Genomic DNA, 23,074 nt, shown 5'->3' on the forward strand with positions numbered 1-23,074 from the left:
GTTAATCGCCTTTTGTGCGTTGCCACACAAAGACTTAGCAGCCTTTTCCCTTGAATTCCGGCGCCGAACGGTTACCTCTGGGGCGTTCCAGCCGGGGGCGTCCCGGCGACGGGGGTTTGGTGACCTGTCGCGCGGCGTCGGTCCGGCCGTCCGCAGTCCGAGGGGAGATCAAGGCATGGCGGCGACACGGCGTTCGCGCGCATCGTCCGGGTCCGGCAAGGGGGCGGCCGACGCCGCCCAGACCCGGGGGTTCGAGCCCGACCAACTCGAGCACCTGTACCGCTCGATGCTGGTGATCCGTCGGTTCGAGGAAAAGGCCGGCCAACTCTACGGCATGGGTCTGATCGGCGGCTTCTGTCACTTGTACATCGGCCAGGAGGCGGTGGTCGTCGGCCTGCAATGCCTGGCCCGGCCGGGCGACTCCATCATCACCAGCTACCGCGACCACGGCCACATGCTCGCGACCGGCATGGATCCCAAGGGGGTGATGGCCGAGCTGACGGGGCGTGCCACCGGGTACTCCAAGGGCAAGGGTGGCTCGATGCACATGTTCAGCCGCGAGAAGGGATTCTTCGGCGGCCACGGCATCGTCGGCGCCCAGGTGCCGCTGGGGACCGGCCTGGGGTTCGCCCACAAGTACACCGAGGACGGCGGCATCTGCTTCTGCTACCTGGGCGACGGAGCGGTCAACCAGGGCCAGGTCTACGAGAGCTTCAACATGGCCGCGCTGTGGTCGCTGCCGGTCGTCTATGTGATCGAGAACAACAAGTACGGCATGGGCACGTCGGTGGAGCGTGCCTCCGCCCCCGGCGACCTGTCGCAGAGGGGCGCGTCCTACGGCATCCCGGGCAAGGCCATCAACGGCATGAACGTGCTGGAGGTGATCGAGGGCGCCGGCGAGGCCGTCGAGCACGTCCGCGCCGGCAACGGGCCGTACCTGCTGGATCTCAAGACCTACCGCTACCGCGGTCATTCGATGTCCGACCCGGCCAAGTACCGCACCAAGGAGGAGGTCTCCAAGATCCGCTCGGAGAGCGATCCGATCGACCAGCTCAAGAAGCGGTTGCTCGACGACGGGGTGTTCGACGAGGACCACCTCAAGGAGATCGACAAGCAGGTCAAGGGGATCATCGGCGAGGCCGCCGAGTTCGCCCAGAACAGCCCCGAGCCCGATCCCGCCGAGCTGTGGACCGACGTGTTGGTGGATGCCTGAGGCCGGGAGACGGACGCGATGACAACCCAGATTCTTATGCCCGCCCTGTCGCCGACGATGGAGGAGGGCACCCTGGCCCGCTGGCTCAAGCAGGAGGGCGATACGGTGGCCGCCGGCGATGTGCTCGCCGAGATCGAGACCGACAAGGCCACCATGGAGTTCGAGGCCGTCGACGAGGGCACGCTGGGCAAGATCCTGGTGGCCGCCGGTACCGAGGGCGTGAAGGTCAACCAGCCCATCGGCATCCTGCTCGACGAGGGCGAGGACGAGAGCGCGCTGGACGCCGCGGTCCAGGAGGCCGAGACCGCGTCCGGCAGCGGTGGCGGCGGCGGCGGCGGTAACGGCTCCGGTCCGGCGGCGGCGTCCGACTCCGGGACGGCGGCTCCCGCTTCGGCCGCCACTCCGGCCCCGAGGGCGCCCGACAAGAGTCGCGAGGGGGCCCCCGAGGACGCCCCCGAAGACGCCCCCGAGGAGGTCTACGACTCCACCAAGCGCCAGACCGTGCGCGAGGCACTGCGCGATGCCATGGCCGAGGAGATGCGCGCAGACCCGGCGGTGTTCGTCATGGGCGAGGAGGTGGCCCAGTACGAGGGCGCCTATAAGATCACCCAGGGTCTGCTGGCCGAGTTTGGCGACAAGCGGGTGGTGGACACGCCGATCACCGAGATGGGGTTCGCCGGCCTGGGTGTGGGCGCGGCCTTCGCGCGCCTGAAGCCGATCGTCGAGTTCATGACCTTTAACTTCTCGATGCAGGCCATCGACCAGATCATCAACTCGGCCGCCAAGACGCTGTACATGGCCGGCGGTCAGATGGGCTGCCCGATCGTGTTCCGGGGGCCGAACGGCGCGGCCGCCCGCGTCGCCGCCCAGCACAGTCAGTGCTACGCCTCGTGGTATGCCCATGTGCCGGGCCTGAAGGTGATCGCGCCGTGGTCGGCCGCCGACGCCAAGGGCCTGCTCAAGGCCGCCATCCGCGATCCCAACCCGGTGGTGTTCCTGGAGCACGAGATCCTCTACGGCCAGACCTTCGATGTGCCGGACGTGGAGGACTTCGTGCTGCCCATCGGCAAGGCCAAGGTCGAGCGGCGCGGCACCGACGTGACCCTGGTCGCGTTCTCGCGCATGGTGAGCCACTGCCTGGAGGCGGCCGAGACCCTGGCCGGCGAGGGCATCGAGGCCGAGGTCATCAACCTGCGCACCCTGCGGCCGCTCGATACCGCCACCATCCTGGCGTCGGTGCGCAGGACCAACCGCGTGGTGACGGTCGAGGAGGGCTGGCCCTTCGCCGGCATCGGCGCCGAGATCGGGCAGCTCTGCATGGAAGAGGCGTTCGACTGGCTCGACGCGCCGGTCACCCGCGTGACCGGCAAGGACGTGCCGATGCCCTATGCCGCCAACCTGGAGAAGCTGGCACTGCCCCAACCCGATCAGGTGGTCGAGGCGGTGCGCGGCGTGTGCTACCGGTCGCAGGCGTAAGGGGGGCGTGGACCATGCCGACACAGATCCTGATGCCCGCCCTGTCGCCCACCATGGAGGAGGGCACGCTGGCGCGCTGGCTGAAGAAGGAAGGCGATCCGATCGCGGCCGGGGACGTCATCGCCGAGATCGAGACCGACAAGGCGACGATGGACTTCGAGGCCGTGGACGAGGGCCGGCTGGGCAAGATCCTGGTCGGCGACGGCACCGACGGGGTCAAGGTCAACCAGCCCATTGCGATCCTGCTGGGCGAGGACGAGGACGACAGCGCCCTCGACGCCGCGGTCAAGGAGGCCGAAGGCGGCCCGGAGGCTGCCCCGGGCGCGGGGAACGGGGGCGGCGGCAACGGGGCCGCGCCGGCCGGCGCCGGGGCGCCCGCGCCGCGCCCTGCGGAGCGGTCCGCGGCGGCGCCCTCCGGCCCGGTACAGCCGGCCCCGCCGGCGCCCAAGGACGCCGAGGGCGCGCGCATCTTCGCCAGCCCACTGGCCCGGCGCCTGGCGGCGGAGGCCGGCCTGGACCTGAGCGCGGTCAAGGGGACCGGCCCGCACGGCCGCATCGTCCGCGCCGACGTGGAGGAGGCCCAGGCGGCGGGCACGGCGGCCCCGGCCAAGGCGGAGGAACCCGCGCCGGCCGCCGCGACCCCGGACGCCGCGCAGGCCCCGGCGGCGCCGGCCGCGCCGGCGGCCCCGGCCCGGGCGGTCAAGGCGCAGCTCCAGCCCTGGCAGACCTACACCGAGGTCCCGAACTCGCAGATGCGCAAGGTCATCGGCCGCCGCCTGGTGGAGGCCAAGCAGACCATTCCGCATTTCTACCTGACCATCGACTGCGCCCTGGATCCGCTGCTGGACCTGCGCACGCAACTGAACGCCCGGGCCGCCGAGGGCGGCGTCAAGCTGTCGGTCAACGACCTGCTCATCAAGGCGGCGGCGGCGGCCCTGCGGCGCGTGCCGGCGGCCAACGCGGTGTGGACCGACGAGGCCATCCTGCGGCTGGAGACGGTCGACATCTCCGTGGCCGTCGCCACCGACCGCGGGCTCATCACGCCGGTGATCCGTGACGTCGACACCAAGGGGCTGGCCGCCATCGCCACCGAGATGAAGGACCTGGCGGCGCGCGCCCGGGACGGCAAGCTCAAGCCGGAGGAGTACCAGGGCGGCGGCTTCTCCATCTCCAACCTGGGCATGTATGGCATCCGCGAGTTCTCCGCCATCATCAACCCGCCGCAGAGCTGCATCCTGGCGGTGGGGCAGGGCGAACAGCGCCCGGTGGTGAAGGCCGGCGCCCTGACGGTGGCGACCATGATGAGTTGCACCCTGTCGGTCGACCATCGCTCGGTGGATGGTGCCGTGGGGGCGGACTACCTGGCGGCGTTCAAGGCGATCGTCGAGGACCCGTTGACGCTGCTGCTGTAGGGAGCGGGAAAGACCCATGCCGGCGCCCGCCTGTGCGCCCGACCGCCCCGTGCCCGCCACCATCGCCGCCCTGGTGCACGACGGGCGGGTGCTTCTGGTGCGCCGTGCCAACCCGCCGGACGCCGGGCGCTGGGGCTTCCCGGGCGGCAAGATCGACCACGGCGAGACCATCGCCGCGGCGGCGGTCCGGGAGTTGCACGAGGAAACCGGTGTCGTCGGCGCCGCGGGCGACGTGTTCACCGCGGTCGACGTCATCGACCGCGACGGCGCCGGGGTGGTGCACCATCATTACATCCTGGTGGCGGTGCTGTGCCGCTGGGTCGCGGGGGATCCGGTTGCCGGTGACGACGCGCTGGAGGCGCGCTGGTTCACGCCGGAGGAGCTGGAGCGTGCGGCCGTGGCCCTGAGCTTCGGCGTCGCCGACGTCGCCCGACAGGCCGTGGCGCGACAGGCCGTGGCGCTGGCGGCGGCGGCCGAGGGGCCGCCTGAAAAGGCGTGACCGGGTCGCCACTCTTCAACCAAAGGCGTCTTTGTGGCTGGCGATCTCCGCATTGTGTGCCGATGCGGTCTGGACTATCCTGATCCCTGCGTGTCGTGTCGCCCCGTGCGATGGCCCTCCGCCAGAGTCCGGGGCGGAGCGATGCGGGCTCTGTGGGCTCTGTGGGAACGGGGGCCAGCCATGTACACGATCACCGAGCTGACGGCCGCGACGGCGCCGAAACGCCAAGACAAGACCAAATACGTCTTCTTCGCGCTGTACTATACGGTCGCCGACAATGCCTTTCAATACGCGGCCCGGACCTGGCTGGATGCGGTCAAGACTCAGCGGAGCTTCAAGGCGGGCACCGACGTTGAGGTCATGACCGCCTTCAAGACCGAGAAGGACTTCAAACAGGGCTGGGAGCAGGTCGACAAGACGTGCAAGACCGCCGCCGCCACGGTGGCCGCCGGCGCGGTGTTCTCCCACGCGTCCAAGCAGGAGGGTGGGGGCGATGGCCTGGAGTTCATTCCCGAGGGTTCGGACGGCACCCTGATCAAGACCGAGATCGCCGTTCTGCCCAAGCTGTCCTGGGCGGACGGGGCCTACCTCCTGCTGGCGAGCTGCAACTCCGGCCTGTCGGGCCAGCGCGGCTGGTCGCTGTCGAACCAGTTCGCCAAGCGGCAGGGTGTCGTCACCCTGGGACAGACGGGCTACGCCTATTTCTCGAAGAAGTGGGCCTCCTACGAAGAGAAGGGGACGAGCGACACCAAGATTGCCCTATGGGCCTATGCGCGCGGCAAGAACAGCCCCCTGGGGGGCGGCGGCCGCATGCTGGCGCAGGTCTCCAAGCCATGACGGCCGTCCGCCTCGGGGCGGGGCTGTTGTGGCTGGCGGTGCTCGCCCTGGCGGCGGCGGAGCTGCTGCTGCTGGCCTGGTTCGGCTATCGCCTGGCGAGCTATCCCGAGAACCATCTCGGGTTCAGCCCGTACCTCGGCCTGGGGCTGGCCCTGCCCGGACTCGGTGCCGGTCTCCTCGGCCTGTTCGGTGCCCGCCTGGGCGCGCCGCGGTTGCGCCGCGTGGGGGCGGGCCTCGTGATCCTGTCCTTGGGTCTGGTGGCGGTGCTGGCTGCGTTCGACCGCTTCAACATCCTCATCGACTACGAAACCTGGCTTCAGCGTGGGATGCCGCCGCGGCCCTTCTGAGCGACCGGGCGGCGGGTCGCGGCCCCTCTTGGGCTTGCCGAGCGGCATGCAAGAGGCTAGGTAGGTCGGGGTCCACCATTGAGGCCCGTGACGGCCACGCCGGGGCGTAGCTCAGCCTGGTAGAGCGCTAGCTTTGGGAGCTAGATGCCGGAGGTTCGAATCCTCTCGCCCCGACCAGTCGGCCCGCGCCGCCCTGACGGCGGGCCGGTGCCGCGCGCAGGATCGAGGCAGACCATGAGCAAGACCGTCCGTATCTTTCAGCCGGCCAAGTCCGCGATGCAGTCCGGGCGCGGCACCAGCCGCCAGTGGGTCCTGGAGTTCGAGCCCGACCAGCCGCAACGCAACGATGCCCTCATGGGCTGGGTCGGGCGCGGGGATACCGTCAATCAGCTTCGGCTGTACTTCCCGACCAAGCGCGAGGCCATCGCCCATGCCCAGCGCAACGGCTGGGCGGTGCGGGTGCACGAGCCGGCGAAACGGCGCTGGCGGCCGAAGAGCTACGCCGAGAACTTCGCCTACAACAAGGTGACCTGAACCGCGTTGGCGCGGACGCCGGGAGCGCGCGCCTGCGGCACCCGCGCGAACGCGCCGGGCGTCGGCCCGGGCCGGGTCACGACCAGATCATCTTGCCCGACATGTACTTGATGGTCTTCTCCTTCTTCAGGAGAAGCTCCTGCGGCGGCTTGCGACGGCCCGGATCCTGCAAGCGCGTCATCATGACCCATTCGTCGACCGGCATGTAGCGCGGGGCCAGGAACCGGTAGGTCTCACCCATGAGGTCCTCGGTCGGGCGGCCGGGTTTCATCGGGTGGTTCATCCACTTCATCAGCAGGTCGTCCCAGGCCACCAGCCGCACCCGCAGTTCGTTGCGGTGTTCGCGCACGTACGCCTTGACGGTGTCCAGGTTCTTCAGTGCCGACATCACCTCGCCGGTCTGGGCGTCCACGGTCTCGAACTGCCCGCTGAAGTCCTCCACGGCCAGATTGACCAGCCGGTTCAGCGAGTTTCCGGTCTCCAGCAGGGAGTGTTCGTTGGCGTACAGGCGGGGCAGGATCTGGACCTTGCGCTGCATGCGCTTGATCATGCCGAACTCGTCCCGCAGCGCCTCGATGTACGCCAACTCCTTCGACAGGTCCTGGATCAGGCCGGTGACCTCGTCCTTGCTGGCGAGGTGCAGGTTGCGCGCCGCCTCCGAGAAGGCGTCGTTGACCTGCCGGCGGAAGGTGGGATCGCCGGCCACCTGCATCAGTTCGTCCGGGTTGGTGATGACGTGCTCGTCGCCGGACAGCCATCCCAGGAGCTGGATGGCGAGTCGGTGGTAGGCGATCTGCCGGTGCTTTTCCTTCGGGGTCCAGGAGGCATCCCCCGTCAGCACCTCCTTGGGCACCGGATCGCCGGGCCGCAGCGCCTTGACGAACTTCAGCCCCTTGGACAGCAGCCCCAGCATCACGCCGTCCGGGCTGTCCGGTTCGATCTCGAATTCGCGCCGGATGCCGGGGAAGGGCAGGCTGATATCCTCGTCCCCCAGGCGGACGACCGCGAGGGGTTGCTTGGTGGCCGGGTCGAGCCGGAAGTGGATGTCGTCCACCTTGTTGAAGAAATAATGCTCGAACGCCACCGTGTCCGGGAGGCGGGCGCCGGCTGCGGGCGCGGGCGGGGCGGAGGGCGGCTCCGTCATGGCGCTGATCCTGCGATCCGGATGTGGGGGGCGACCGCGAGGCCGCGTCCCTTCGCCAGCCGCGACAGACCCTGCGGGCGCAGCGTCTCCGGCGCGGCGGCGCGCGGATACGGGTCATCCCGTCCGCCTCGGTGGGACGGCGGCCGACCCCGGGAGACGAGGCGCCATAATGCCACAGCGGTCCGGCACCGCAACCGGCCGTTCGGCATGTCCGGTCGGCGTTAGCCCGCCGCCGCCGCGTCCCCACGGTGTGTCGCCGGATCCCGCGCCAACGCGAGGGCGCGGTCAAGTACCGCGGGATCGCCGATATGGTTGGCCAGCAGCAGAATGAGGCGTGCGTTCACGACCGCGCTCTGGTCGGCATCGAGGCCGCGATGCAGCGCCACCAGGCGTTCGTAGAACCCGTCCGGGTCGGGAAGGTTGGGCTGGACGTTCAGGGTCATGGTCAGGGGTGTTCCTGTCATTCGCGAGGGGGAGGCGGGGGGCGCCGGGGCGGGGGCTCGGCTCAGGTCCGCGCCACCGCCCGGTCGCGGGCCGCCGCGATGCGGGCCGGATCGAAGGTCCGCCAGCGCGCGGCCACGTACTGGTCGGGCCGGATCAGGTAGGTGGTCCCGGCGGCCGCGTCGTAACGCGCGTGGGCCAGCCCCTCCGCGTCGACCAGATCGCCGCCGCGCCGTCCCACCGTGACCGTCGTCACCGGGATGTCGGCGTCGGCGAGCCCGTCGGAGGCCGGCGCCGCGCCGTCGTCGCCGAGGAAGTGCAACGCGACGAACCGGTCCCCGAGGGCGTCGAGCAGCCAACCGGCGGTGCCGTCGCGGGTCACCGGGGCGTCGGCGCAGTTGGTGCCCGGCGCCATGGCATCGGCGAACGCGTCGGCGTCGGCATCGGGTGTGTTGAGCGGCGAGTCCCGGTACGGGGTCGGGCGCGACAGCCGGCCGGAGTTGACCAGGGTGCGTGCGAACGGCAGGTGCTCGGCCAGATCCAGGGTGGCGTCGCGGAACGCCCGAGAGGCGGCCGTCTTGGGGGTGATGAAGTCGGTCGAGCGGGTCGAGGTGCGCAGGTTGTCGCGGGCGGCGGCCACCCGCTCCGTGCTGTAGCTGTCGAGCAGGGCGTCGGGGGCATGGCCGTCCAGCACCAGCTTCAGCTTCCAGACCAGATTGTCGGTGTCCTGCACGCCGCTGTTGGCGCCACGGGCGCCGAAGGGCGACACCTGATGGGCGGCGTCGCCGGCGAACAGCACGCGGCCATGGCGGAAGTCGTCGAGCTGGCGGCAGGCGAACTGGTAGACCGAGACCCATTCCAGATCGAACGGCGTGTCCGCGCCCAGCATGCGCTTCAGCCGCGGGATCACACGCTCCGGCGTCTTCTCCTCCTCCGGGTCGGCGTCCCAGCCAAGCTGGAAGTCGATGCGCCAGACGTTATCGGCCTGCATGTGCAGCAGGACGGACTGGTTGCGGTGGAACGGGGGGTCGAACCAGAACCACCGCTCGGCCGGGAAGTCGGCCTGCATGACCACGTCCGCGATCAGGAACCGGTCCTGGAACGCCTGGCCCTCGAACGGCAGCCCGAGGGCCTCGCGCAGGCCGGAGCGGGCGCCGTCGCAGGCGATCACCCAGTCCGCCTCGATCGGGAACACGCCGTCCGGGGTCTCGACCTCAAGCAGCACATGATCCGCCGCGGGGGCGATGCCGACGACCCGGTGCTTCCAGCGCAGGTCGATCCGGTTGCCCAGGGCGGCGGCGCGGCCGATCAGCGTCTCTTCCAGGTGGTATTGCTGGAGGTTGATGAAGGCCGGCCTCTTGTGGCCGGGCTCCGGCAGCAGGTCGAACTGATAGACCAGGCGCTCATCCCGGAACACCTTGCCGATCTTCCACACCACCCCCTTGTCGACCATCGGGCCGGCGCAACCCAGGCGGTCCCAGATCTCCAGCGCCCGCTTGGCATAGCACACGGCGCGGGAGCCGACCGAGACGGTGTCGTTGTCGTCGAGGACCACGACGGGGAGGCCATGGTGGGCGCAGTCCAGGGCCGCGGTCAGGCCGACCGGCCCGGCGCCGACGACGATCACCGGCTTGCGCACCCTCTGTCCGGTCCGCTGCTCCTCCGACTGCACATAGGGAAACGTGGGGAACTGGTAGGTGTTGAGCATGGCGGACGGCCCTCCCCGGCGCGGGTGCCCGGGGCGGCCCCGGTCCCGACGGCAATTAGTTTCAAATGATACTGTTTCATCTGATACTATTTTGCCGCCGGTCCGGCAAGGCCGGACCATTTTGCCGCCGGTCCGGCAAGGCCGGACCATGACCGTCCGCGCGGTCCAGCCCCGCGGTCCAGCATGGCACGCGGGCGCGGGTGTCGGGGTGGGCGGAAGGGCGGGCGGAAGGGCGGCTGTCGGGGCGGTCGGACGGGTGCGGCGGCTCAGTAGCTGCCGACGCGGGCCTCGATCGCCAGGCGGAGCTGTTCGTAGGCCTCGCGGAGCTGTCCGGCGGCTTCGGCCACCTCGGGCTCGTGGTAGGCGTCGGTCAGGGCAAGCTGATCGAGAACCTCGCCGAGCCAGGGCGACTCCAGCTCGAACAGCACGGTTTCGAGCAGGTCGGGCGGGGGCGCCAGCGTGGGGCGCTGACCGGGCCGGAACCGGATGCCGAGTTCGACCCCGGCGGACCGGATGATGTCGGCTTCGAGCTTCTCGCCGTCGCCGAAGGCCAGCGACAGCGAGCCGGCGAGCTGCGTCACATCGGGCAGCTTGATGCGCGCCCCGGTCGCGGAGATGTCCTTGACGATGCAGTCGACGGAGGACAGGCCGCCGCCGAGGATCAATCGCGCCCCCTTGAACACCTTCTTGCGCCGGGCCTTGCGGCGTTTGGGAGGCACGTTCGCCGGGCCGCCGGCGTCTTCCGTCTCGCTCATCGGTCGCTCCCTCCGGCTGGCCCCTGGCGGGCCAGCGCATCCAGCGCCCCTTGCAGGATGTACGCGGCGGCGGCCGCATCCACACGGGCCGCGCGCTTCTGCCGGCTCATGTCGAACTCGCGCACCATCATGCGCTCCACCGCACTGGTGGACAAGCGTTCATCCCACAACAGTAGGGGAACGTCTCGGCTTTTCAACAAATTGTTGGCGAAACTTCGGGTCGCCTGGCAACGCCGCCCTTCGGTGCCGTCCATTTCGCGCGGCCAGCCCAGGACGAGCCCGACGGCGGCGCGCGCGTCCATGAGCGCGAACAGGTCGGCGGCGTCGCGGGTGAACTTGGTCCGCGTCAGTGTCTGTAGCGGCGAGGCGATGTGCCAGCCCGGGTCGCAGACCGCGATCCCCAGCGTCTTGGTGCCCAGGTCGAGCCCGAACAGCGCCCCGCGCGCGGGCAGGGCCGCCGCCATCGCGCCGGCGTCGCGCAGGATCATGGCGATCCGCGCCCCGCCGGCGGGCCGGTGCCGGTTGCCAACCCGCGAGCCTTCCGAGTACACATGAGCCGCCCGACCGATGGTCCGAAAGCGGAGAGATCTACTCCATGTCCCTGGACAAAGAAACCGTCCACCGCATCGCCTTCCTGGCCCGCGTCGCCGTGCCGGACGATCAACTCGATCCGCTGTCGCGCGAGCTGTCCGGAATCCTGCACTGGATCGAGCAACTCGGGGAGGTGGACACCACCAGCGTGGAGCCCATGACCAGCGTCGCCGAGATGACGCTGCCGTGGCGCGACGACGTGGTGACCGACGGCGGCTATCCGGAGCGGGTGACCGCGAACGCACCGGAGAGCCAGGACGGATTCTATCTGGTGCCCAAGGTGGTGGAGTAGGAGCCCGCGCGATGACCGCATTGACCGACCTGACCATCGCCGAGGCCCGCGCCGGGCTGGCGGCCGGCGACTTCACGGCCACCGAGCTGACCGAGGCGCATCTGGCCGCCATGGAGGCCCGCGCCGGCCTCAACGCCTACATCACGCCGACCGCCGAGCGCGCGCTGGCGATGGCCAAGACCAGCGATGCCCGCATCCATGCCGGCCAGGCCGGGACGATGGAGGGCATCCCCATCGCCATGAAGGACCTGTTCTGCACCAACGGGGTGCGCACCACCGCCGGCTCCACCATCCTCGGCACCTTCGTGCCGCCCTACGAGAGCACGGTCTCCGCCAAGCTGTGGGACGCCGGCGCCGTGCTGCTGGGCAAGGCCAACCAGGACGAGTTCGCCATGGGCTCGTCGAACGAGACCAGCGCCTTCGGCAACGCGGTCAACCCCTGGACCCGGGCGGGTGATCCGGACACCACGCTGGTGCCGGGCGGCTCGTCCGGCGGATCGGCGGCCGCCGTGGCCGGGCGCATCGCCATGGCCGCCACCGGCACCGACACCGGCGGCTCGATCCGCCAGCCGGCCAGCTTCTGCGGCATCGTCGGCCTGAAGCCGACCTATGGCCGCTGTTCGCGCTGGGGCATCGTCGCCTTCGCCTCGTCCCTGGACCAGGCCGGGCCGATGGCTCGCACGGTCACCGATACCGCCATCATGATGGGCGCCATGGCCGGGCACGACCCGCAGGATTCCACGTCCGCCCCGGTCGCGGTGCCGGACTTCGCGGCCGCCGTGGAGCAGGGCGTCAAGGGGCTGAAGGTCGGCATCCCGAAAGAGTATCGCCCCGAGCAGGGCCTGTCGCCGGAGATCGACGCCATCTGGGCGCAGGGCATGGCGATGCTCCGCGATGCCGGCGCCGAGACCGTCGACATCAGCCTGCCGCACACCAAGTACGCGCTGCCGACCTACTACATCATCGCCCCGGCGGAGGCGTCGTCGAACCTGGCCCGCTACGACGGGGTGCGCTACGGCCTGCGGGTGCTGGAGGAGGGCGACAGCCTCAACGACATGTACTGCAAGACCCGCGCCGCCGGCTTCGGCGCCGAGGTCAAGCGCCGCATCCTGATCGGCACCTACGCCCTGTCGGCCGGCTACTACGACGCCTATTACCTCAAGGCCCAGAAGGTGCGGACACTGATCGCCCAGGACTTCAAGGCCGCCTTCGACGGCGGGGTGGACGTGATCCTGACCCCGACCACGCCGTCGGCGGCGTTCCCGATCGGGGCCGAGATCGACGATCCGGTGACCATGTATCTGAACGACGTCTTCACCGTGCCGACCTCCCTGGCCGGACTGCCCGGCCTGTCGGTGCCGGTGGCGCTGACATCCGAGGGGCTGCCGCAGGGCCTGCAACTGATCGGCCGGCCGTTCGACGAGGAAACCGTGCTGCGCGCCGGGCGCGCGCTGGAGAAGGCCGCCGGCTTCACCGCCAAGCCGCGCCTGCTGGAGGGCTGAGACCATGGACGCAACGCCCGAAACGAGCTATCGCCTGCGCGGCGAGACCGGCGACTGGGAGGTGGTGATCGGCCTGGAGGTGCACGCCCAGGTGATTTCCACGGCCAAGCTGTTCTCCGGTGCCTCCACCACCTTCGGCGCCGCGCCCAACAGCCAGGTCTCGCTGGTCGATGCCGCCATGCCGGGCATGCTGCCGGTGATCAACCGCGCCTGCGTCGAGCAGGCGGTGCGCACCGGCCTGGGCCTGCGCGCGCACATCAACACGACCAGCGTGTTCGCGCGCAAGAACTACTTCTACGCCGACCTGCCGCAGGGCTACCAGATCAGCCAGTACGAACAGCCGATCGTCGGCGAGGGCTCGCTGGTGCTGGACATGCCGGACGGCGCGTCGCGCACCGTCGGCATCGAGCGCCTGCACCTGGAGCAGGACGCCGGCAAGTCGCTGCACGACCAGCACCCGAGCCGGTCGTTCATCGACCTCAACCGCTCCGGCGTCGCGCTGATGGAGATCGTCTCCAAGCCCGACATGCGCAGCCCGGAGGAGGCCGGCGCCTACCTGCGCAAGCTGCGCTCCATCCTGCGCTACCTGGGGACCTGCGACGGCAACATGGAGGAGGGCTCCATGCGCGCCGACGTCAACGTGTCGGTGCGCAAGGTGGGCGAGCCCGGCCTGCGCACGCGCTGCGAGGTCAAGAACGTCAACTCGGTGCGCTTCGTCATGCAGGCCATCGAGGTCGAGGCGATGCGCCATATCGAAATCTGGGAATCGGGCGCCGAGGTGGAACAGGAGACTCGCCTGTTCGACCCGGCGCGGGGCGAGACCCGGTCCATGCGCAGCAAGGAGGAGGCGCACGACTACCGCTACTTCCCGGACCCGGACCTGCTGCCGCTGACCTTCGACGACGCTTTCGTCGATCGCATCCGCGCCACCCTGCCCGAACTGCCGGACGACAAGAAGGCGCGGTTCATCGCGGATTATGGCCTCACCCCCTACGACGCCTCGGTGCTGGTGGTGGACCGCAAGGAGGCCGATTTCTTCGAGGCGGTGGCCAAGGGAAGGGACGGCAAGGCGGCGGCCAACTGGGTCATCTCCACCCTGTTCGGCACCCTGAACAAGAGGGGCGTGGGCATCGAAGACAGCCCGGTCTCGGCGGAGAACCTGGGGAAACTGATCGACCTGATCGCGGACGACACCATCTCCGGGCGCATCGCCAAGGAGGTCTACGAGATCATGGTGGAGACCGGCGGTGCCCCCGATGCCATCGTGGAGGAGCGCGGCCTCAAGCAGGTCACCGACACCGGCGCCATCGAGGCAGCGATTGATCAGGTGATGGCCGCCAACCCGGACAAGGTCGAGCAGGTCAAGGGCGGCAAGGAAAAACTCCTCGGCTGGTTCACCGGCCAGGTCATGAAAGCCACCCAGGGCAAAGCCAACCCGGGCATGGTGAATGAGTTGTTGAAGAAGAAGATACTGGGCTGACCAGGGGGTCCCAGGTTCGAGACCTCCAGGTTCAAGACCTGGGGGGCTCTTGGCCATCCGGCGCCGATGCCCCCCCGCTGCGGGCGCGCTGCGCCGATGGTCGGCCCTCCGGCCGAGTCACGCTCGAAATCGGCCTCACCCCGGTGGGTCCGATTTCGAGCGATCGGCGCTAGTCCCGATCCCGCGGTCGCGTCCGCCGCCGCAGGATATAGGTGTCCATGACCCAGCCCTTGCGGGCGCGCTGGGCCTTGATGGTCTCCGCGATCCGGTCGGCGGTGGCGTCAAGTGGGCCGGACAACAGCACCTCGTCCGGGCTGCCCACATCGCCGCCCCAGTAGATGTCCAAATCCGTCTGGTCCCGCAGCCGCATGTAGGCATCGCGCGAATCCAGCATCACGACGCTGTTGCGGACCGCCGCCGGGTCGCCGGTCTCGATCTGGCGGCCGGTGGTGATGACGATGTCCTCGCCCACACGATTCAGGGGCAGGCGGTGCCGGGCGGTCAGCGCCTGAATGCAGGTGATGCCGGGAATCACTGTGAACGCGATGTCCTCGCGGCCCTCCGCGATCAGGTCGTGCAGGTTCTGCATGGTGCCGTCGTACAGGGCCGGGTCGCCCCACAGCAGGAACGCCCCGGTCTCGCCGTCGTCCATGTTGGCGTCGATCAGGTCGGCGATCACCTGCGTGCGGCGGCGGCGCCAGTCCTCGACCGCGCCCCGATAGTCGGCCGAGGCCCGGTCCCGCTTCGGGCTGGCGCCGGTGGCGATGCGGTAGGGGCGATCGGTGGCGTGCTCGGCGAGGATGTCGTGGCGGAACCGGATCAGGGAGTCCTTGCCCTCGCCCTCCTTCTCCAGGAAGAAGAACACATCGGTGCGCCGGATCGCCTTGACGGCGGCCAGGGTCAGGGCGTCCGGATCGCCCGGCCCGATGCCGATGAGCAGGATGGTCTTCATGGCGTGGGGGCCTCTTCAGTCTCGGTGGACGGTTTGCGCAGCGCGAGCAGGGTCACCGGCATGGCCGGGCGCCAGCCGTGGAACCCGCCCAGCGGTGCCGCATGCGCCACGGACAGGCGGGTCAACGCGCCGCCCAGCCGTGCTTGGAGGGCCGTCAGCATCGCCTCGCCTTCCAGGGTCACGGCGTTGGCGACCAAGCGGCCGCCCGGCTTCAAGGCCGTCCAACAGGCGTCGAATACGCCATCGGCGGTCACCCCGCCGCCGATGAACACGGCGTCGGGTGGCTCCAGGCCCTCCAGTGCGGCCGGAGCCTCGCCGGGGACGATGACCAGCCCGGGCACGCCCAACGCCTCGCGATTGCGGGCGATGTGGTCGCGGCGGTCGGCTCGGGGTTCGACGGCGATGGCCCGGCACGCCGGGTGCGTGCGCATCCATTCGATCCCGATCGAACCGCAGCCGGCGCCCACGTCCCACACCAGCTCGCCCGGGCGCGGTGCCAGCCGGGCCAGGGTGACGGCGCGCTGATCGCGCTTGGTGATCTGGCCGTCGTGGTCGAAGGCGTCGTCCGGCAGGCCCGCCAGCCGCGACAGGCCGCCGGCGGTGCCGCCGTCGGCCGCGCAGGTCACCGCGATCACCGCCAGATCCGCGCCGGGCGGGTGTGGCCACCCGGCGGCGCGGCCCTCGAAGCGGCGTTCGCGCAGGCCGCCCAGGTGCTCCAGGACGGTCACGGCGCTGCCCCCGAAGCCGCGCGCCGTCAGCAGGGCCGCGACCCGCGCCGGGGTGTCGCGGTTTTCCGCCAGCAGCAGCAGGCGGGCGCCGTCGTGCAGCAGCGGATGCAGGGCCGCCAGCGGGCGGCCGTGCAAGGGCAGGGTGGCCGTCTCGTGCAGCGCCCAGCCTAGCCGCGCCGCCGCCAGCGAGACGCAGGAAGGGGCCGGGAAGACGCGCATCTCGGCGGCGGGGAGGCGCCGCGCCAGGCTGGCCCCCAGCCCGAAGAACATCGGATCGCCGCTGGCCAGGACGCACAGCGGCGAGCCCCGCCGCGCCATCACTCGGTCGTACCCGTCGGCGAACGGCGACGGCCAGGTCTCACGGGCCTGCCCGGGAATCTCCGGCAGCAGGGCCAGATGACGCGCCCCGCCCATCACCGCCGGCGCCTCCCGCACCGCCCGGCGGGCCGCCGCGCCCAGGCCGTCCCATCCATCCTCGCCGATACCGACGACCGTCAGCCAGGGGTCCATCCGTCCTCTCGTCCGTTCTCTGGGAAAACGAGCGTGGTGATACGCCCCGGGGCCGGGCCGTGACAAGCGGTCCCGCAGCCGGGCCATGGGCGCCGGTTTCCGGTTTCCCGCCGCCAAGGCACGGTGTAGATAACCCCATCTGAGATCGGACTATCGGATGCCCCGCGCCCGTCCCGCGGGGTCGCAAGACCCCCTGAATCCTCCGGAGCCTGCCATGACCGCCTACAGCCGCGATGCGCACGACATCTACCGGCAGTCCTTCGCCATCATCCGCTCCGAGGCGGACCTGAGCCGCATCCCCGCCGACCTGGAGGCGGTGGCGGTGCGGGTGGCCCATGCCTGCGGCATGCCGAACGTGGTCGACGACCTGGCCTTCTCGGAGGGGGCCGGCCGCGCCGGTCGGACCGCCCTGATCGACGGCGCGCCCATCCTGTGCGATTGCCGCATGGTGGCGGAAGGGATCACCCGGGCGCGACTGCCGGCCGACAACGCGGTGGTCTGCACGCTGAACGAACCAGAGGTCACGCCGATGGCGCGGGACCTGGAGACGACCCGGTCGGCGGCCGCCGTCGAGCTGTGGCGCCCCCATCTCGCCGGGTCCGTGGTCGCCATCGGCAATGCGCCGACGGCGCTGTTCCACCTCCTGGCCCTGCTCGACGACCCCGCAACGCCGCGCCCGGCACTGATTCTGGGGTTCCCCGTGGGCTATGTCGGCGCGGCCGAGTCGAAGGACGACCTGATCGCCGACAGCCGCGGCGTGCCGTTCGTTGCCCTGCGCGGCCGACGCGGCGGCAGCGCCATGGCCGCCGCCGCCGTCAACGCCCTGGGGCGGGAGACGCACGGCTGACATGGTGGACCAGAAAGGACGCCTGTTCGGTCTCGGTGTCGGTCCCGGGGATCCCGAACTCATCACGGTCAAGGCCCTGAACCGCTTGCGGGCGGTGCCGGTGGTGGCCTTCCCCAGCGCGCAGGGCCGCAAGGGGCATGCGCTGACCATCACGGAGGGCTACCTGCGGCCGGACCAGATCCGACTGCCCATGGTCTTTCCGGTGACCATCGAGACGCCGTCGACCTCGCCGGAGTACGAGCGCCTGGTCCAGGGCTTCTATGACCGATGCGCGGGCGAGATCGCCGCGCATCTGGACGCCGGACGCGACGTGGCCGTGCTGTGCGAGGGTGATCCGTTCTTCTACGGCTCCTACATGTACCTGCACGACCGGCTCGCGGGCCGCTATGAGACCGAGGTGGTGCCGGGCGTCTGCTCCATCCTGGCCGGGGCCTCGCAACTGGGCACGCCCCTGGTGTATCGGGATCAGGTCCTGGCCGTGCTCTCCGGGGTCATGACGGAGGCCGATCTGCGCCGGCGGCTCGCCGACGCGGATGCGGCGGTCGTGATGAAGCTGGGCAAGACCTTCGCCAAGGTCCGCCGGGTGATCGAGGACCTCGGTCTGATGGACCGCGCGCGGTACGTGGAGCGCGCCACCATGGCCAGCCAGCGGATGCTGCCCCTGGCCGAGGTCGCGCCGGAGACCGTGCCCTATTTCTCCCTGATCCTGATTCCGGGGCGGACCTGGCCGGGGGCGGCGCCATGACCAATGGCGCAGATCCGGCCGTCGCCATCGTCGTCCTGGGGCAGCGGAGCCTGGAGACCGCGCGCCGGATCCAGGGCGCGTTGCCCGCCGGATCGCGTGTGTTCGGCCTGTCGGGGCGGGTCGACGGCGCGGACGTGACCTATGACGCCTTCGGGGACACGCTGCGCGGGCTGCATCGGGACGGCGTGCCCATCGTGGCCCTGTGCGCCAGCGGCATCGTCATCCGCGCCCTGGCCCCGCTGTTGCAGGACAAGCGGATGGAGCCGCCGGTTCTGGCGGTGGCGGAGGACGGCAGCGCCGTGGTGCCGTTGCTGGGCGGCTTGCACGGGGTCAACGGGTTGGCGCGCCGCATCGCCGACGTCCTGCGCGTCGCGCCGGCGATCACCACGACCGGTGATGTCCGCTTCGCGGTGACCCTGGAGGCACCGCCGACTGGCTATGTCGCGCGCGATCCCGGGGCGTCGAAGGCGTTCATGTCGGACCTGCTGGGCGGCGCGTCGGTGCGACTGGAGGGGCACGCGCCGTGGCTCGCGGAGAGCCGTTTGCCGGTCGCCCCGGAAGGGGAGCGGTGCATCCGCGTCACCCCGGACGACCGCCCGCCGGAGGACGGCGCGCTGGTGTTCCATCCGAAGACCGTGGTGGTCGGGGTGACCGGCGGCGGTGAAGAGCTGCCGGAGCGGGTGACGGCGGCCCTGGCAACGGCGGGACTGGCGCGGGCGGCGGTCGCGGTCGTGCTCGCGCGGGAGGCGGACGGCGCCCGTGGCGAGATCCAGCGCGTGGCGGACACCCTGGACTGCCCGGTGCGCCTGGTCCCGAATGGGGGCGATGCGGCCGCGCTGGCCGCCGCCGCCGTGCCGGAGGCGGATCGGGATCGGCCGGTCTGGACCACGGGGCCGATCGCGCTGGCGGTCGCCCGCGCGCCCGAGGCGGTGCGCCCCGTGGGGCATCCGCGCGGGCATCTGGCGGTGGTCGGCCTGGGGCCGGGCGGCGCCGATCTGCTCGCCCCGGCGGCGCGCGCCGCGCTGCGCCGCGCCGATCACTGGATCGGCTACGAGACCTACATCCGCATGGCCGAGCGTCTGGCCGGCGTGTCGCGTCCGGGGCAGGCGCTCCATGCGACCGACAATCGCGAGGAACTGGACCGCGCCCGCCATGCCCTGACGCTGGCGGCGGCGGGCGCCAGGGTGGCGGTGATCTCCTCCGGCGATCCGGGCGTCTTCGCCATGGCGGCGGCGGTGATGGAGACCCTGCACGAGGCCGCGGACCCTTCCTGGCAGGGGGTCGACCTGGAGATGGTGCCCGGGATCACCGCGGCCCAGGCGGCGGCGGCCCGGGTGGGCGCGCCGCTGGGGCATGACTTCTGCGTGCTGTCGCTGTCGGACAACCTGAAGCCGTTCGCGGTCATCCTGGAGCGGCTGGACCATGCCGCCCGTGCCGATCTGGCGTTGGCGCTTTACAACCCGATCTCGCGGGCGCGGCCCTGGCAACTGGGGCAGGCGCTGGAGCGCCTGCGCGCGATCCGGGGGCCGGAAACGCCGGTGGTGCTGGCCCGCGACGTGGCCCGCCGCGGTGAGACCGTCCGGGTCACCACCCTGGGGACCGTGCGGCCGGAGGACGCCGACATGCGCACGGTGATCCTGGTCGGCTCGTCGGCCACACAGACGTTTTCCCGTCCGCTGGACGGCGGCGCGTGGGTCTACTCCCCAAGGTGGTACGCTAAGGCAGGTCGTGATCAATCTGACTCACGCCGTGTTCCGGATTGATCCCGTGACTCTGCCCTGAAACAAAGAGTTAGGGGGGATTCACGCACGGCATTGGAGCCCGGGCGCGGGTCCAATGCCGTGCGATCCGCCCTAAAGGCTGAGCCCGTCCAGCCACTCCGCCGCCGCGACCACGGTCGGCACGGTGGCGGTCTCCGGTCGGCGCGGGCGGTCGCGCATGACCACCCGGACGCCCAGGGCGCGGGCCGCCGTCAGCTTGGCGTCGGTGGCGCCGCCGCTGTTCTTGCAGACGATGGTGTCGATGGCGCGGTCGCGCAGCAGGGCGGTTTCGTCCGCCAGGCTGAACGGTCCCCGCGCCAGCCGCACCTCGGCCCGGGCGAAGGGCGGCATGGGCTCGGGGGCCTGGACCGAGCGGATCAGCATCCAGACGTCGGAGAGGACCGCGAACGGCGCTACTTCCTGACGGCCCACCGCCAGCAGTACCCGGCGCGCCCCCGTCTCGCGCAGGGCCTCGACGGCGCCGTCCCAGTCCCCGACCAGGGTCCAGGCGTCCCCGGGTCCGGGCTGCCATTTCGGCCGCTCCAGTCGCAGCAGCGGGACCCCCGAGTCGGCACAGGCGGTGGCGGCGTTCCAGCCCATGCGGCTGGCGAAAGGGTGGGTGGCGTCGATCACCGCCGCGATGCCCTCGTCGATCAACCAGCGGGTCAGTCCCTCCGGACCGCCGAAGCCGCCGACGCGCATGGCCCCGGCGGGCGGACGCGGGTTCGCCGTGCGGCCGGCCAGGGAAGAGACCGGCGCCCAGCGCCCGCCCGCGGCCAGGGTCTCGGCCAGGGCATACCCTTCCGTGGTGCCGCCCAGAATGAGCACGCGGGGCCGGTCAGGGGTCTTGGGGGCGGGCATGGGGGCGGGCGGTCTCCTGGCGGTCGATGGCGGCGCGCAGCAGGGCCAGCGCGCGGAACGGCGCATGCATCATCTTGCCGAACGGCAGGGTGACGAAGAAGGCCAGCACGGTGCCGAGGTGCAGGGCGAGCAGCATCCCCATCGCGGCCGTCTCGCGCAAGACCAGCAGGGCCAGGCCGCTGGCGGCAGCGGCCCCCAGCACGGCCAGCAGGGTCCATTCGGCGGTGCGGGTTTCGGGAGCCTCCGGGGCCGGATCGGCGCGGTGCTTGATCCAGGCCAGCGCCGCCACCCCGGCCAGCAGGGCGACCCCGCCGGTGGTGCCCAGCAGCACCGGCGCGCTGATCCAGGGATAGGGTGCCCGCATCCCCAGCAGGTGGTGGGCCCCGGCCGCCGCCAGCGTCGCGGCGACCGTCAGCAGAAAGCCCCAGAGCACCAGATGATGCGCCCGGCGCCGCGCGCCGGAGGCCGCGTCATCACGGTCGTTGCAGCCCGCGCCGCCGCCGGACAGGTTGCGCAGGGTGACAATGTCGCGCAGCGCCAGCGGCACGGCGGCGGCCACCTGGGGCCCTGAGGTGTCGGCGCCGATGGCGCGCCAGAAGCGGACCATCGCCACCGCGACCCATCCCACCGGTCCCAGAATGGCCAGGGCCGCGCCCCAGACCATCGCGTCGCGCGGGATCACGGCATGGAAGGCACCCGGTCCCCGGTGTGTCGCGAACAGCGTCTCGGCGGGCACCAGCAGCACCGCCAGCAGCGGCACCAGCAGGGTTGCGGCCAGGGCGAGTCCCGCCAGTCCGCCCGGCGACGGCCGCAGCCCCACGAACCGCCGCCACGACAGCACCCGGACGCGCGCCAGAGCCGCCGGCAGCGCCACGGCGAAGGCATGCGGGGGCCGATACTGGCAGGCATACCAGCAGTTCCGGCAGTGGTGGCAGAGGTTGGCGAGAAACAACAGGTCGGCGTCGGACAGAGCCGGCCGTCTGTCGGCCGCCCGGAAGACGTCGCAATAGCCGTTACAGTACTTGCAGACGACACATACCGTCATCTGCCGTCGCGCCTCATCCAGGATCATCGTGTCAGGCGTGGGCATGGCGTGCCGCCGCCTCCCCGGCCCGCCGGCCAAACACCGCGCAGACCGTCAGGGCGGTTCCCGACAGATATCGGCCGCCGAGCACGGCCGGGGCCATGATCATGCCGGCGGCAAACAGACCCGGCACAGGGGCGCCGCACCGGTCAAGCACCCGCCCGTCGGGGTCCACCCGCACGCCGAGCCCGGTGAAGGTGATCCCGGGGCGGATGGACAGCACATGCCAGGGCGGCCCGCCCGCCGGTCCCTCCCGAGCGAGCGTGGCGGCCAGGCGTGCCGGATCGACGCCGAGGGTCTGGGCGAGGGTGTCGGTGTCGGCCATGGTCCGGGGGGCATACACCCGACGGCCGAGCCGCGCCACCCCGGCATTGTCGAGGATCACATGGGCGAGTCCGCCCGGACACGCGGCGACCCGTCGCCCCCAGCCGGAGTAGCGCGCCGAGCCGGTCTCGTGCGTCGCGTCGCGCACCGGCCGGCCGTCGCGATCCAGCACCAGGCCCCACGCCATGCCGTCGGCACGGGTGACGATGCCGCCGTCGTCGGCGGGCGCGCGCGCATCGACGGCAACGAGATGGGCGTGTGTCGCATGGCCCACCGGTGCCGCGCCCCGGTCCAGCAGCGCCCGCAAAACGCGGCCGGTGGCGTACGGTGTGCCGCGGTTGACGAAGCCGTCGGCAGCGCACCCGAAGGCGTCGCGCAACCAGGGTCGATTGGCCTGGAAGCCGCCCGTGCAGGCCACGATTGCGCGGGCGCAGACCTCGGCCCGCCCCTCCCGGGCGCGCAGAACGGCATGTCCGCCCGGAGCGACCTCTTCAACGGTCGTTTCGTGCAGCACGCGGACCCCCAGCCGGCGAGCCGTCCGGGCCAGGGCGTTGACCATCGCCGTGCCGCCCCCCAGCAGGAACACCGTTCGGCGTGAATAGGGAAGGGCGCCCGCCGCATGGGGCTGGAACGCGACCCCCTGCGCGGCCAGCCAGCGGGGCACGTCCCGGGAGTCCATCGCCAGGCGATGCAGGAGCTGTGGATCGGCGCCCGGGTCGGCGCGCCGCAGGTCGGCCTCCAACTCGGTCACCGCATAGCGATCCGGGACGTGCGCGGTGGGCCCGTCATGGGCGACGCGCAGGTTGCGGCCGTGGCGGGCGTTGCCCCCACGCAACGTGTCCGGCGCCGCGTCGACCAGCCAGACCGACGCTCCGGTCCGGCGCGCCGCGATGGCGGCGCACAGCGCGGCCAGACCGCCGCCGGCCACCAGGATGTCGGGTCCATGTCCGTCGGAGGGGATGGCTGCTGGCATGATCACGACAGGGTTCGGAGGGACCGGTGGCGCGATCAAGCCGGCGCCGATCCTGGTCG

At 71.2% G+C, this 23,074-nt stretch carries 23 protein-coding genes and 1 tRNA gene; 14 read left to right on the forward strand and 10 right to left on the reverse strand.

Annotation, left to right across the window (positions count from 1 at the left end; genetic code table 11):
* Positions 1 to 175 precede the first annotated feature (175 nt).
* The 8 genes from pdhA (at position 176) to GGD88_RS08835 (ending at position 6,318) form a co-directional block, all read left to right on the forward strand.
* On the forward strand, positions 176 to 1,213 hold the full coding sequence (pdhA, locus tag GGD88_RS08800) for a pyruvate dehydrogenase (acetyl-transferring) E1 component subunit alpha (protein WP_184434300.1): 1,038 nt from the start codon (positions 176 to 178) through the stop codon (positions 1,211 to 1,213).
* 18 nt (positions 1,214 to 1,231) lie between these two features.
* Positions 1,232 to 2,689: a pyruvate dehydrogenase complex E1 component subunit beta gene (locus GGD88_RS08805; protein ID WP_184434303.1), complete on the forward strand. Its 1,458-nt coding sequence runs from the start codon at positions 1,232 to 1,234 to the stop codon at positions 2,687 to 2,689.
* 14 nt (positions 2,690 to 2,703) lie between these two features.
* A complete protein-coding gene (locus GGD88_RS08810; RefSeq protein ID WP_184434306.1) occupies positions 2,704 to 4,101 on the forward strand; it encodes a pyruvate dehydrogenase complex dihydrolipoamide acetyltransferase in 1,398 nt (465 codons plus the stop codon).
* Positions 4,102 to 4,117: 16 nt separating this feature from the next.
* On the forward strand, positions 4,118 to 4,600 hold the full coding sequence (locus GGD88_RS08815) for an NUDIX hydrolase (RefSeq protein WP_184434309.1): 483 nt from the start codon (positions 4,118 to 4,120) through the stop codon (positions 4,598 to 4,600).
* Positions 4,601 to 4,780: 180 nt separating this feature from the next.
* Positions 4,781 to 5,437 carry a hypothetical protein gene (locus GGD88_RS08820; RefSeq protein WP_184434312.1) on the forward strand — a complete coding sequence of 219 codons (657 nt, stop codon included), beginning with the start codon at positions 4,781 to 4,783 and terminating at the stop codon, positions 5,435 to 5,437.
* Positions 5,434 to 5,784, forward strand: a complete 351-nt coding sequence (locus tag GGD88_RS08825) for a hypothetical protein (RefSeq protein WP_184434315.1) — start codon at positions 5,434 to 5,436, stop codon at positions 5,782 to 5,784. The genes GGD88_RS08820 and GGD88_RS08825 overlap by 4 nt, the downstream gene beginning before the upstream one ends.
* Positions 5,785 to 5,884: 100 nt before the next feature.
* Positions 5,885 to 5,961 (forward strand) — tRNA-Pro (locus tag GGD88_RS08830).
* A gap of 57 nt (positions 5,962 to 6,018) precedes the next feature.
* Positions 6,019 to 6,318, forward strand: a complete 300-nt coding sequence (locus GGD88_RS08835) for an ETC complex I subunit (RefSeq protein ID WP_184434318.1) — start codon at positions 6,019 to 6,021, stop codon at positions 6,316 to 6,318.
* A gap of 76 nt (positions 6,319 to 6,394) precedes the next feature.
* On the opposite strand, the gene GGD88_RS08840 is transcribed toward GGD88_RS08835, so the two are convergent.
* From GGD88_RS08840 to ruvX, 5 genes are all read right to left on the reverse strand, one after another.
* On the reverse strand, positions 6,395 to 7,462 hold the full coding sequence (locus GGD88_RS08840) for a hypothetical protein (protein ID WP_184434321.1): 1,068 nt from the start codon (positions 7,460 to 7,462) through the stop codon (positions 6,395 to 6,397).
* Positions 7,463 to 7,683: 221 nt separating this feature from the next.
* A complete protein-coding gene (locus GGD88_RS08845) occupies positions 7,684 to 7,905 on the reverse strand; it encodes a DUF2783 domain-containing protein (RefSeq protein WP_184434324.1) in 222 nt (73 codons plus the stop codon).
* A gap of 62 nt (positions 7,906 to 7,967) precedes the next feature.
* Positions 7,968 to 9,611 (reverse strand): FAD-dependent oxidoreductase, encoded by a 1,644-nt coding sequence (locus GGD88_RS08850; RefSeq protein WP_184434327.1) that lies wholly within the window; start codon positions 9,609 to 9,611, stop codon positions 7,968 to 7,970.
* A gap of 266 nt (positions 9,612 to 9,877) precedes the next feature.
* Positions 9,878 to 10,366 carry a PilZ domain-containing protein gene (locus tag GGD88_RS08855; protein WP_184434330.1) on the reverse strand — a complete coding sequence of 163 codons (489 nt, stop codon included), beginning with the start codon at positions 10,364 to 10,366 and terminating at the stop codon, positions 9,878 to 9,880.
* Positions 10,363 to 10,854, reverse strand: a complete 492-nt coding sequence (gene ruvX, locus GGD88_RS08860; RefSeq protein WP_184434333.1) for a Holliday junction resolvase RuvX — start codon at positions 10,852 to 10,854, stop codon at positions 10,363 to 10,365. The genes GGD88_RS08855 and ruvX overlap by 4 nt, the downstream gene beginning before the upstream one ends.
* Positions 10,855 to 10,961: 107 nt before the next feature.
* Here ruvX and gatC point away from each other — a divergent pair, with 107 nt between their 5' ends.
* From gatC to gatB, 3 genes are read left to right on the forward strand one after another with little or no spacing between them, the layout of a single operon-like run.
* Positions 10,962 to 11,249 carry an Asp-tRNA(Asn)/Glu-tRNA(Gln) amidotransferase subunit GatC gene (gatC, locus tag GGD88_RS08865; protein WP_184434335.1) on the forward strand — a complete coding sequence of 96 codons (288 nt, stop codon included), beginning with the start codon at positions 10,962 to 10,964 and terminating at the stop codon, positions 11,247 to 11,249.
* 11 nt (positions 11,250 to 11,260) lie between these two features.
* Entirely contained in the window at positions 11,261 to 12,751 is a 1,491-nt protein-coding gene (gene gatA / locus GGD88_RS08870) for an Asp-tRNA(Asn)/Glu-tRNA(Gln) amidotransferase subunit GatA (protein WP_184434338.1), read from the forward strand.
* A 4-nt stretch (positions 12,752 to 12,755) separates the two neighbouring features.
* Positions 12,756 to 14,231, forward strand: a complete 1,476-nt coding sequence (gene gatB / locus GGD88_RS08875; protein ID WP_184434341.1) for an Asp-tRNA(Asn)/Glu-tRNA(Gln) amidotransferase subunit GatB — start codon at positions 12,756 to 12,758, stop codon at positions 14,229 to 14,231.
* A 169-nt stretch (positions 14,232 to 14,400) separates the two neighbouring features.
* Here the strand turns inward: gatB and cobF are convergent, their stop codons facing one another.
* Together cobF and cbiE are read right to left on the reverse strand one after the other, a co-directional pair.
* On the reverse strand, positions 14,401 to 15,183 hold the full coding sequence (gene cobF / locus GGD88_RS08880) for a precorrin-6A synthase (deacetylating) (RefSeq protein ID WP_184434344.1): 783 nt from the start codon (positions 15,181 to 15,183) through the stop codon (positions 14,401 to 14,403).
* A complete protein-coding gene (gene cbiE / locus GGD88_RS08885; protein WP_184434347.1) occupies positions 15,180 to 16,421 on the reverse strand; it encodes a precorrin-6y C5,15-methyltransferase (decarboxylating) subunit CbiE in 1,242 nt (413 codons plus the stop codon). The genes cobF and cbiE overlap by 4 nt, the downstream gene beginning before the upstream one ends.
* A 214-nt stretch (positions 16,422 to 16,635) precedes the next feature.
* Between cbiE and GGD88_RS08890 the strand changes: the two genes are divergently transcribed.
* Genes GGD88_RS08890 through cobJ form a run of 3 tightly spaced genes read left to right on the forward strand, consistent with a single transcriptional unit; the run spans position 16,636 to position 19,776 of the window.
* Positions 16,636 to 17,268 (forward strand): precorrin-8X methylmutase, encoded by a 633-nt coding sequence (locus tag GGD88_RS08890; RefSeq protein ID WP_184434350.1) that lies wholly within the window; start codon positions 16,636 to 16,638, stop codon positions 17,266 to 17,268.
* 1 nt (position 17,269) lies between these two features.
* Positions 17,270 to 18,013 (forward strand): precorrin-2 C(20)-methyltransferase, encoded by a 744-nt coding sequence (locus GGD88_RS08895; RefSeq protein ID WP_184434353.1) that lies wholly within the window; start codon positions 17,270 to 17,272, stop codon positions 18,011 to 18,013.
* Positions 18,010 to 19,776 carry a precorrin-3B C(17)-methyltransferase gene (gene cobJ / locus GGD88_RS08900; RefSeq protein ID WP_184434356.1) on the forward strand — a complete coding sequence of 589 codons (1,767 nt, stop codon included), beginning with the start codon at positions 18,010 to 18,012 and terminating at the stop codon, positions 19,774 to 19,776. Before GGD88_RS08895 ends, cobJ begins: the two co-directional genes overlap by 4 nt.
* 90 nt (positions 19,777 to 19,866) lie before the next feature.
* Here the strand turns inward: cobJ and GGD88_RS08905 are convergent, their stop codons facing one another.
* From GGD88_RS08905 to tcuA, 3 genes are read right to left on the reverse strand one after another with little or no spacing between them, the layout of a single operon-like run.
* On the reverse strand, positions 19,867 to 20,634 hold the full coding sequence (locus GGD88_RS08905; RefSeq protein ID WP_184434359.1) for a cobalt-precorrin-6A reductase: 768 nt from the start codon (positions 20,632 to 20,634) through the stop codon (positions 19,867 to 19,869).
* A complete protein-coding gene (tcuB, locus tag GGD88_RS08910) occupies positions 20,612 to 21,724 on the reverse strand; it encodes a tricarballylate utilization 4Fe-4S protein TcuB (RefSeq protein WP_184434362.1) in 1,113 nt (370 codons plus the stop codon). The genes GGD88_RS08905 and tcuB overlap by 23 nt, the downstream gene beginning before the upstream one ends.
* Positions 21,711 to 23,015: an FAD-dependent tricarballylate dehydrogenase TcuA gene (tcuA, locus tag GGD88_RS08915; RefSeq protein WP_184434365.1), complete on the reverse strand. Its 1,305-nt coding sequence runs from the start codon at positions 23,013 to 23,015 to the stop codon at positions 21,711 to 21,713. The genes tcuB and tcuA overlap by 14 nt, the downstream gene beginning before the upstream one ends.
* Between the last annotated feature and the right edge of the window lie 59 nt (positions 23,016 to 23,074).

This window comes from Roseospira goensis (assembly GCF_014197795.1).
Lineage (GTDB): Bacteria > Pseudomonadota > Alphaproteobacteria > Rhodospirillales > Rhodospirillaceae > Rhodospira > Rhodospira goensis.

Excerpts from the sequence above, each read along its gene's own strand:
- GGD88_RS08835 (WP_184434318.1), top strand. The coding sequence starts at position 6,019 with ATGAGCAAGACCGTCCGTATCTTTCAGCCGGCCAAGTCCGCGATGCAG.
- gatB (WP_184434341.1), top strand. The coding sequence starts at position 12,756 with ATGGACGCAACGCCCGAAACGAGCTATCGCCTGCGCGGCGAGACCGGC.
- GGD88_RS08850 (WP_184434327.1), bottom strand. The coding sequence starts at position 9,611 with ATGCTCAACACCTACCAGTTCCCCACGTTTCCCTATGTGCAGTCGGAG.
- GGD88_RS08845 (WP_184434324.1), bottom strand. The coding sequence starts at position 7,905 with ATGACCCTGAACGTCCAGCCCAACCTTCCCGACCCGGACGGGTTCTAC.
- GGD88_RS08840 (WP_184434321.1), bottom strand. The coding sequence starts at position 7,462 with ATGACGGAGCCGCCCTCCGCCCCGCCCGCGCCCGCAGCCGGCGCCCGC.
- GGD88_RS08810 (WP_184434306.1), top strand. The coding sequence starts at position 2,704 with ATGCCGACACAGATCCTGATGCCCGCCCTGTCGCCCACCATGGAGGAG.
- GGD88_RS08855 (WP_184434330.1), bottom strand. The coding sequence starts at position 10,366 with ATGAGCGAGACGGAAGACGCCGGCGGCCCGGCGAACGTGCCTCCCAAA.
- cobF (WP_184434344.1), bottom strand. The coding sequence starts at position 15,183 with ATGAAGACCATCCTGCTCATCGGCATCGGGCCGGGCGATCCGGACGCC.
- GGD88_RS08805 (WP_184434303.1), top strand. The coding sequence starts at position 1,232 with ATGACAACCCAGATTCTTATGCCCGCCCTGTCGCCGACGATGGAGGAG.
- cobJ (WP_184434356.1), top strand. The coding sequence starts at position 18,010 with ATGACCAATGGCGCAGATCCGGCCGTCGCCATCGTCGTCCTGGGGCAG.
- GGD88_RS08890 (WP_184434350.1), top strand. The coding sequence starts at position 16,636 with ATGACCGCCTACAGCCGCGATGCGCACGACATCTACCGGCAGTCCTTC.
- tcuA (WP_184434365.1), bottom strand. The coding sequence starts at position 23,015 with ATGCCAGCAGCCATCCCCTCCGACGGACATGGACCCGACATCCTGGTG.
- gatC (WP_184434335.1), top strand. The coding sequence starts at position 10,962 with ATGTCCCTGGACAAAGAAACCGTCCACCGCATCGCCTTCCTGGCCCGC.
- GGD88_RS08895 (WP_184434353.1), top strand. The coding sequence starts at position 17,270 with ATGGTGGACCAGAAAGGACGCCTGTTCGGTCTCGGTGTCGGTCCCGGG.
- pdhA (WP_184434300.1), top strand. The coding sequence starts at position 176 with ATGGCGGCGACACGGCGTTCGCGCGCATCGTCCGGGTCCGGCAAGGGG.
- cbiE (WP_184434347.1), bottom strand. The coding sequence starts at position 16,421 with ATGGACCCCTGGCTGACGGTCGTCGGTATCGGCGAGGATGGATGGGAC.
- GGD88_RS08905 (WP_184434359.1), bottom strand. The coding sequence starts at position 20,634 with ATGCCCGCCCCCAAGACCCCTGACCGGCCCCGCGTGCTCATTCTGGGC.
- tcuB (WP_184434362.1), bottom strand. The coding sequence starts at position 21,724 with ATGCCCACGCCTGACACGATGATCCTGGATGAGGCGCGACGGCAGATG.
- ruvX (WP_184434333.1), bottom strand. The coding sequence starts at position 10,854 with ATGATCCTGCGCGACGCCGGCGCGATGGCGGCGGCCCTGCCCGCGCGC.
- GGD88_RS08820 (WP_184434312.1), top strand. The coding sequence starts at position 4,781 with ATGTACACGATCACCGAGCTGACGGCCGCGACGGCGCCGAAACGCCAA.
- GGD88_RS08825 (WP_184434315.1), top strand. The coding sequence starts at position 5,434 with ATGACGGCCGTCCGCCTCGGGGCGGGGCTGTTGTGGCTGGCGGTGCTC.
- gatA (WP_184434338.1), top strand. The coding sequence starts at position 11,261 with ATGACCGCATTGACCGACCTGACCATCGCCGAGGCCCGCGCCGGGCTG.
- GGD88_RS08815 (WP_184434309.1), top strand. The coding sequence starts at position 4,118 with ATGCCGGCGCCCGCCTGTGCGCCCGACCGCCCCGTGCCCGCCACCATC.